Origin of the sequence: Cyanobium sp. BA5m-10 (assembly GCF_024346255.1) — a bacterium.
Lineage (GTDB): Bacteria > Cyanobacteriota > Cyanobacteriia > PCC-6307 > Cyanobiaceae > Cyanobium_A > Cyanobium_A usitatum.
On sequence record NZ_JAGQCP010000080.1, the window covers coordinates 1 to 7,342 of the forward strand.

The 7,342-nt window shown below is 63.6% G+C and carries 9 protein-coding genes and 2 pseudogenes; 5 read left to right on the forward strand and 6 right to left on the reverse strand.

Annotated features, from left to right (window positions below):
- Positions 1–479: pseudogene (locus tag KBY85_RS15285) on the reverse strand (BMC domain-containing protein); the annotation flags it as partial.
- A gap of 275 nt (positions 480–754) precedes the next feature.
- Here KBY85_RS15285 and KBY85_RS15290 point away from each other — a divergent pair.
- Positions 755–1,132: a hypothetical protein gene (locus tag KBY85_RS15290; RefSeq protein WP_254941166.1), complete on the forward strand. Its 378-nt coding sequence runs from the start codon at positions 755–757 to the stop codon at positions 1,130–1,132.
- On the opposite strand, the gene KBY85_RS15295 is transcribed toward KBY85_RS15290, so the two are convergent.
- The 3 genes from KBY85_RS15295 to psaM form a co-directional block, all read right to left on the reverse strand.
- On the reverse strand, positions 1,129–2,109 hold the full coding sequence (locus KBY85_RS15295; protein WP_254962321.1) for a protochlorophyllide reductase: 981 nt from the start codon (positions 2,107–2,109) through the stop codon (positions 1,129–1,131). The two genes, KBY85_RS15290 and KBY85_RS15295, sit on opposite strands and share 4 nt — an antisense overlap.
- A gap of 27 nt (positions 2,110–2,136) precedes the next feature.
- Positions 2,137–2,400, reverse strand: a complete 264-nt coding sequence (locus KBY85_RS15300; RefSeq protein WP_254962322.1) for a hypothetical protein — start codon at positions 2,398–2,400, stop codon at positions 2,137–2,139.
- A gap of 322 nt (positions 2,401–2,722) precedes the next feature.
- On the reverse strand, positions 2,723–2,827 hold the full coding sequence (gene psaM, locus KBY85_RS15305; RefSeq protein ID WP_106502470.1) for a photosystem I reaction center subunit XII: 105 nt from the start codon (positions 2,825–2,827) through the stop codon (positions 2,723–2,725).
- Positions 2,828–2,916: 89 nt separating this feature from the next.
- Between psaM and KBY85_RS15310 the strand changes: the two genes are divergently transcribed.
- On the forward strand, positions 2,917–3,399 hold the full coding sequence (locus KBY85_RS15310; RefSeq protein ID WP_254962323.1) for a CRR6 family NdhI maturation factor: 483 nt from the start codon (positions 2,917–2,919) through the stop codon (positions 3,397–3,399).
- Here KBY85_RS15310 and KBY85_RS15315 read toward each other — a convergent pair.
- Positions 3,379–4,182, reverse strand: coding sequence for a sulfite exporter TauE/SafE family protein (locus tag KBY85_RS15315; protein WP_254962324.1), 804 nt, complete (start codon positions 4,180–4,182; stop codon positions 3,379–3,381). The genes KBY85_RS15310 and KBY85_RS15315 overlap by 21 nt on opposite strands.
- A 14-nt stretch (positions 4,183–4,196) precedes the next feature.
- Here KBY85_RS15315 and KBY85_RS15320 point away from each other — a divergent pair, with 14 nt between their 5' ends.
- The gene (locus KBY85_RS15320; protein ID WP_254962326.1) at positions 4,197–4,982 is read left to right on the forward strand and encodes a lipoyl protein ligase domain-containing protein; all 786 of its coding nucleotides are present in this window, start codon (positions 4,197–4,199) and stop codon (positions 4,980–4,982) included.
- Here KBY85_RS15320 and KBY85_RS15325 read toward each other — a convergent pair.
- The gene (locus KBY85_RS15325; RefSeq protein WP_254962327.1) at positions 4,889–6,151 is read right to left on the reverse strand and encodes a site-2 protease family protein; all 1,263 of its coding nucleotides are present in this window, start codon (positions 6,149–6,151) and stop codon (positions 4,889–4,891) included. The genes KBY85_RS15320 and KBY85_RS15325 overlap by 94 nt on opposite strands.
- A gap of 98 nt (positions 6,152–6,249) precedes the next feature.
- Between KBY85_RS15325 and KBY85_RS15330 the strand changes: the two genes are divergently transcribed.
- Positions 6,250–6,942, forward strand: a complete 693-nt coding sequence (locus KBY85_RS15330) for a phosphoribosylanthranilate isomerase (RefSeq protein WP_254962329.1) — start codon at positions 6,250–6,252, stop codon at positions 6,940–6,942.
- Between the two features lie 53 nt (positions 6,943–6,995).
- Positions 6,996–7,342, forward strand: a pseudogene (locus KBY85_RS15335) (hypothetical protein); the annotation flags it as partial.

Below are 7,342 nucleotides of genomic sequence, written 5' to 3' on the forward strand. Positions count from 1 at the left end.
CGGATGATCTCGGTCCAGCTGACCTCGCAACGGCTGCGGAGCTCCACCCGGCTGCCGATGGCCTCGAGCACCACGTCGCCAGAGTGGAGCACGTTGCTCTGGTCACGGTGGTAGAGCGCTAAGGAGCCGAAGGCCCGCTCCACGATCATCTGGCCAAGCCGCACCGTGCTGGCCTTGAGGGCTATGTCGGTGACCCGGTGCACAGCCATGCCCGGCGACACCTCCAGCCACAAGCAGGCGTCACCAGGAATGGGCAGGAAGCCTTGGCTAACCGTACCCATATAGGCAGCTAGCTGGGGCTGCAGCGAATCAAGAAATACGTATGTGCGCAGCTCAATCGACTGCACATGGCTGGATTGGCGTGCCAGCCGGGAGCCCTCGCTGTCGGTGGTAATCACACAACTGGCGCCTGAGCTGTCGCTGCCCACCCGGGTGCCAGTGATCTGGGTGCCGCCACTTGAGCTTGAGCCAAGCGCCATCTCCCGACGCCGGCGCAGCGCCAGTTCGTCTCGGGAGGGAAGGCGGGATGGCAAGGGGAAATCCTTCGAACAGCTAGCCCTCACATCGGCATTGCTGCGGCTGGATCTTAACCCTGAAGCCCCCTGCCCCTTGCCCATCGCGGCTGAGCCGGTACCGTCCGGCCAACGTTCAGGGGACGTCCATGGCCACCCGCCGCACCGCTTCTAGCTCCACTCGCAGCCAGGCTGCCCAGGCAGAACCCATGCCCGCTGGAGACAGTGTCAACAGTGCTCCGATGCCTGAATGGATGGCCCAGGCAGCAGCCCAGGGAGTCAAGCCGGAGCAAGCACTGGCTTTCATCGGTATGGGATTGATGCAGAAGATGGCCGGTTCGGCCCACGACCTGCCCTGGCTTTGGTCTGAGGCCGAAGACGGTGGCCAGGCCGATCTGGCTGCTTTGCGGCAACGCCTCGAGCTCACCCAGCTGGCCGTCCAGACCGGGGCACCCCTCAGCACTTCCGAGGTGAGTCAGCTGCTTGGTGCCCGCCCCACCAGTGAAACGGTTGAGAGAGGCGGACTCAAGGCCCGCCGCCTTAGCCGCAACGTCTGGAAATTGAGCCTCGCTGAAGAAGCATCCAGCCGCAGCGACGATGCCTTCCGCCGCCGCTTTTAGGCCGGCGTCAGCCCCACCAACTTCATTGATTCCTCCCACAAGGTCTGCGCCGTTTCGGGGTTACTGGCCTTGTCGGAGAGCTCCTGACTGAATTGCCGTCCCCCTTTGGTTTGGCGGTTGCCCCAGCTCCAGTGCACACCCGAGGCGGAAAAATCTGGATCGGCCACCACCTGGCCAACCCGATCTCCTGCCAATGCCTGGCTTACATATCCGCCGGTGATATTTTTCTGGAACCAAGGGAAAATAGTCTGAAACGCCCGCGGCGTGCTGCGGAAAAGGGGCGAGTCGGCAACGCAGCCTGGGTATAGCGAGCTGAAAACGATGCCGGTGCTTTCGTGCAGACGACGATGCAGCTCCTGGGTCGTGATCATGTTGCAAAGCTTGCTGTCTTTGTAGGCCTTGCCAGGTTTGAAGGCCTTGCCGTTGGCCATGGAGATAGGGGCTTTAAATCCGGCCTTGAAGCCGGCACAGTCGCCCAAGTCAGCTGGAGCTGGGATCGGAATCTTGCCGCCCAGTTCCTTGGAGTTGGCCGTCACGGTGCCAAGAATCACCACCCGCCGCGAGGGGTGGCTTGAGCGCTGCAAGTCGCCCAGCAGTAGCTGAATCAGTAAAAAGTGCCCCAGGTGATTGGTGGCCATCGATATTTCGTAGCCCTGCGGGGAGCGCTCGGGCTGCTTTAGCCGCGGTTTGTAGACAGCCGCATTGATCACCAGGGCATCCAAGGGGCGTCCCAGGGACGCCACCAAAGTTTCGACTCCCACCCGAACGCTGTCGAGATCGCCGAGGTCAAAACGCAGATGACTAAGCTGTTCTGCAGGAATCCCCAGGCTGGCTGCGGCAGCAGCGGCTTTGACGGGATCACGGTTGGCCGTCACCACATGCCAGCCGCGTTTAGCAAGGGCACTTGCGGCATTGAGGCCCACCCCTGAGGTGGTGCCGGTGATCAAAACCGTTCCGGCGGCTGCTGTTGCGGCCATTAAGTGAATTGCGAGAAGGGCCCCAACCTACGGGGTGGCCTGCTGCCAAACCACCCGCAGGCGATTGGGGGCAATCCACTGATTTTGCTCGCGGATCAGCCGCTGCTCCCCTTCCACCATGAACAGATGGTCAAAGCGTTGGCGTGCTTTGGAGAGTTTGGCCCGTTCAAGGCCGAGCACCGCTGAGAGCTCACCCTGGCGCTCCATCCGCTCCTGATAAGCGGTGGCAAGTCGTACCAGGCTGACGCCAGCGACCACAACAAGGCCAACCTTGAGAACCAGTCCGATCACGCTGCAGAGCAATTCTTGCCGCTCACTTGAGAGGGCTTGCAGTGCGGCTGCTTCACCGCCAGTAATTATCTGGGGATCAGGCTGGGACGCCGGATTGGGGAGCGACGCAGGCTTGCGGAGGGAAGAAGGCCTGGAATCCGTACCAGAAAGCGGCTTTCTTTCTCGCCGCAAGGGCAGATTTTGCCTGGCCTGATAACTGGATAGCTGGAGAGGCGGCATGGGGGCAACGAGGGATCAAACCCCGCTGGGGCCTAGACGCTTTTAGCTAGCCAGGTGCAACTTGCCAAGGTGTAAGGCTTGCCAAGGAGCAATGGCCAGCTTCTCAGGCTTTGTAAAGGCTGAAGCAGAGGCGAACGGCCAGCACGCCCGCATGGGCGGCCACCACCAGGGCAATCAGCACTTCGGCCTGGCTGAGAGTGGAAACCATGGGAGGGCAGCAAGCAACTGGATTCGCCCCATTCTTTGCCCTTAGGTGGCTACGGTCCAGCTTGTCCCGCCCTGCTGTCACAGCTCTTGATGGCCCCTGTGGAGATTTCCGAGAGCCAGATCCGCCAGTTGGATCTTGCAGCTCTCAAGCCCTGGTTCAGCCTTAGCCCTGATGCCCTTGTCCAGCAGGCTGGTTCCCTGGAGCTTCACTTCAATTGGCCCCGTGCCGACGACGACCCCCGGGAGCTGTCGGAAATTGCCGAGTTGCGGCTTTGGTCCCTGCGGGCCGATGCGGAAGCTCCCTGGCTGCCCCTGCTGCTGGAGCGTGGCGGCGGCCAACTCACCCGCCACGTGGCGATGGTGCTGCCCCACCAATTCAGCCGCACGGAGGGCATCCGTTTTGCCCCCGAGTCCCTGGAGCTTTGGATCACCCACAGGCTTTTCAGCCTTGACGCCTGGGCGCGCCTGCACGGTTTGAGTTGCCGTCAGGGCTTAGCCCAGATGGCTGCGGTTCTTGGCTACGAGCTAGACGGAGGCTTCTGGGCGCCACTTTCAGCCGGGGCGGCTCAGTAGTAGTGCCAGGGACCTGCGACCGCTGTCGAGCGCAAGTATGAAAGTTAAAGCCCGCAGTAGCCACGTCAGCTGACCGTCGCTGACCCGATCCAGCCTGGCGGCCGACCAGTGGGCGGCAGCAGCTGCTGTGCCTCCTAGGAGCATCCCAATCGGCAGCAGTGCTCGGCCATCCAGCAGGAAGGTGGTTGAGGCGACTGAGGCTGAGGTGAGCACCGCCAGGGTGCTGAAGCGGATTGCCAGGTGAATTGGCACCTGCATCAGCTGCACCATCAAGGGAACCATCACCAGGCCACCGCCGAGACCGAGCAATCCGGTGGCCATGCCTGCGACCATGCCGGTGGCTGTCAAACCCGCCAGCTTCAAGCTGGCGGTATCGATAGCAGCCTGCGCCGACGGGGGGCGAAAGCTCAAGGCCAGTCCTCCATACATCAACGCCTGCATTGCGAGCAACATCCAGCCATGGAGCACCAGCCCAACCTGGCTGAACAGGCCTGCACCGAGGCCTGCACCCAGCACAATCGCCAAGCCCCCGCGCCAGGGAAGGCTGCGGTTGCGCAGGTGGGCCCAGGTGCCACCCAGGGTGGTGGGCACGATCGCCAGGGTGCTGGTGGCCAGGGCCTGGTGCGGATCAAGTCCGGCTAGCAGCAATAGGGGGGAAAACACCAGCCCACCGCCGATGCCCAGCACTCCCGACAGCAGACCCGCCAGCAGGCCAAGGGGCAGATAGGGCAACAGGCTCCACAACATCCGGGCAACCTTGCGGAATGGATCACTCTCCAGCATCTCCCCTCCCAGCCATGCGGCTGCTGCCCAGCAGCTGCCATCCGGGAGCCAGGCAGATGGCGATAGACAGCCTGCTGCTGGACCAAAGGGCACCGGCCTTTCGGCTCTACTCCTGGCAGCACCCCACCCTGTCGCTGGGGTTTCACCAGCGCTGCATAGAACCCCATTGGCAGGCGCTGGCAGCGGCGGGGGTGATCGATTTGGTGCGGCGACCAAGTGGCGGCCGTGCCGTGCTCCACGCCGGAGAGCTCACCTACGCCCTGGTGTGGCCTGATCCCCCCCTATCGCGTCAGGAGACGTACGGCAGCGCTTGCGCCTGGCTTGTGAATTGCTTTGCCGGATTGGGACTGCCATTGCAGGCAGGCCGCCAGGCCGCCAGCCCACAACCCAGCAGCTGCTTTGCCACCAGTACGGGTGCGGATCTAGGGCACGCCAGCGGCGTCAAACGGGTTGGCAGCGCCCAGCTCTGGCGCCGCGGCTGCCTGCTGCAGCACGGCTCGATTCTTTTGGAGCCACCCGCCGACTTATGGAAGCTTGTGTTTGGCGGGCCGCCACCCCAATTGCCAGTTCTGCCCATAGACCGCACTGAGCTGGAGCTGCGTTTGATCCAAGCGGCCAAGGCTGAGCTGCCTGCGGCGGCGGCCGGTAACAGGACCATTCCCCTCAGCAGCGAGGAATGGGAACAGATTGCAGCGACCGAGGCCAGTTACGGGCTGACGTTGGCTGGCCCCTCCTCGCTTGCTTCACCAGAGGCCACCATGGAGCGCACCACCTGGGCTAAGGCCAGGCCAAGTGGATAGGTGCCTTGGCGACGGGCGGCCTCAAGGATGGGAGCGGGCAGGCGCAGGCCCAACTTGGCAAGCACCGCCTCGCCGAGCTCGGGGCGTTCGATGGTGCCGCAGGGGAGGCCGGCTGGGCTTAGCACCAGCAGTCGGTTGCGGCCGCTGTCCTCGAGTTGCTGCACCGCTTGCCACAGCGGTGCCGACTCCCGGATGGAGGGCAGGCTCGAGAGGGGCTGGATGTGGTCGCCGATGCTGTCCGTATCCCAACGCTGCACTGGCAGTTGTTGCAGGGGCTTGTCGTCGATGAAGCCCTGCCAGCGGCCGCGATCGCAGACCAGCAGCCAGTCGCCTTGGTCGACCTCGCTGGCTTGGGAGACACGCATCTGGCTCAGTTCCCGTAACCGACCTGCCGCCTCAAGCACCCGAAATCGCCGCCCAGCCGCATCCCGTACTTTTAGTTCGTTGAGGGTTTGCTGTAAGGCGAGCATTTGGCGCTGATTGCGCGAGGCCCCAAGTCCAAACCAGCCCAGCAGCATCAACCAGGCGCCGCTGAGGCCCCCTCCGCGCAGCAGCACCACGGTGCCCATGCCAATGGCAAGCAGGGAAAGGAAGCGCCCACAGCTGTTGGCAACCTCCACGCCGCGCCGCTGGCTACCGCTGGCTTGCCACACCAGGGCCTTCACAATCAAGCCCCCATCTAGCGGTAGGCCTGGCAGCAGGTTGAACAGGGCCAGCACCATGTTGAGGGTGCCCAGTTCTGAAACCATGGCGCCCAGCAGGGGGGAGAGATGGGCGGCTGGATGGGTCGCGGCCAGCAGGCCCACGCCCAGTACCAGGCTCACGGCAGGGCCAGCCGCTGCCACCAGCAGGGCGCCCCGGGCGGTGCTGCACTCGCGCTCCACGCTGGCCACGCCGCCGAGCAGGAACAAGGTGATGCTGCGCACCTCAACCCCCTGGGCCAGGGCCACCAGGGAGTGGCCCAATTCGTGTAGGAGCACCGAAACGAACAGCAACATTGCCGTAACCAGCCCCAGGCCCCAGAGCACCGGGGCACTCATCGGATCTTTGAGGGTGAGGCTGTATTGCTGTTGGAAGGCCGCGGTGGCAAGCACCAAGATCACAAACCAACTGGGGTGGATCCGTAGGGGGATGCCCCGAATTTTGAAAATTTGCCAGCCTTCTCCCACTGCCCTCTGTATTGGTGTCTGCTCCTCGTGCTGGTCAAGCCAGTTGAAGAGCAGCAGGACTCTGATCCTAGAAAGGGGCGACAGCCTTTGCCCTCGCCATGGCATCCCCCCTGCTGAAGATCTGTGGGTTGCGGGAACCGGACCAGGCCGCAGAGGTGGCTCAACTGGGGGTGGATGCGATCGGCGTGATCGGCGTGCCGGGCTCGCCTCGCTTCCTTGATGCTGAACACCGGCCGGCGCTTTTTGGGGCGATGCGGGCCGCGGCGCCTGGCTGCCGCGGTGTGCTGGTGGTGGCCGATCCGCTCGAGCAGCAGTGGGCCCAACTAGAGCTGGGACAGGGTCATGCTGTGGTGCAGTTGCACGGCTCAGAAACACCCCAGCTCTGCGGCCAGCTGCGCTCCCGCTTGGGCTGTGAGATCTGGAAAGCCCTGAGGATTCGCAGGCCGGAAGATCTGCAGCGGGCCTTTGACTACTCCCTGGTGGTGGATGCCTTACTTCTCGATGCCTGGGTGCCCGAACAGTTGGGCGGTACCGGCCACCGCATTCCGATTGAGTGGCTGCAGGGTTTTACGCCAGTTCTTCCCTGGTGGCTCGCGGGGGGCATTAGGGCCGACCGGGTGCCGGGAGTGCTGAGCCAGCTGCGCCCCACAGGCCTAGATGCCTCCAGCGGCGTGGAGCGAAGCCCAGGCAATAAGGATCTCGATCAGGTTGCAGCACTAGTGGCTGCGGTACGGGTTGCTGGCCTCGCTGGGCCTTCCCAGTCAAGATCGGTGGGTCTTGCCCCTTCTTGATGGGTTTGTTTCGTACATCTACGCTTCTTCGTCCATCCCTCTGGGCCCTGGCGTTGACCATTGGCTCGGGTTTAGGACTAGGCCCGCTGGCACCGGTACGGGCCCAGGACCTAGTGGGCTGCCAGCTGGTGGATGGCCAGCTTTCCTGCATACCAGGGGTGAGTGCCGACCCCCAGTCCCAGATCCGTGCCCTGCGCCAGCAGATCAATACGGATCTGCAACAGGAGAGTGCTGTTCAGCAGCAAATCGATGGTTTGCAGCAGCTGGTGCTCCAGGGTGAAGCCGTGCAGGGGGCAGTACTACAGGCCACGGCCGTAGCCGACGTTTTGGCCGCATTGCCACCCTCAGCGTTTCACTGGTACCGGCGTAGCCCTGGTGCCAACCAGTGGCTGCTGATTGA